1 protein-coding gene is annotated in these 234 nt (G+C 41.5%); it reads left to right on the top strand.

What is annotated here, in order from left to right; genetic code table 11:
• Nucleotides 1-234 (top strand): chromate transporter (locus tag V6256_RS15460; RefSeq protein WP_341599134.1); only part of this gene is annotated, 234 nt, incomplete at both ends.

A 234-nucleotide genomic window follows, 5' to 3' on the forward strand; every position in this document is an offset into this window, starting at 1 on the left:
TTATCTTCGCTAAGTGAGCGACAATATGCTGAGTTTGTTGGCTTGAGCCAATTATTACCCGGCCCGGGTTCAAGCCAAGTGGTGTTTGCCATTGGTTATCATCGCGCATGTCTAAAAGGCGCAATTAGTGCATTTTTAGGTTTTACCCTTCCTTCTATTCTTATTATGTTAGTGCTGGTTATTAGTGCAGGGAAATTAGCTGATAACACACTTTTTGCATCAGTAGTTCTTACC

The sequence above is a fragment of the Psychromonas aquatilis genome (assembly GCF_038155185.1).
In the GTDB taxonomy this organism is placed as follows: domain Bacteria; phylum Pseudomonadota; class Gammaproteobacteria; order Enterobacterales; family Psychromonadaceae; genus Psychromonas; species Psychromonas aquatilis.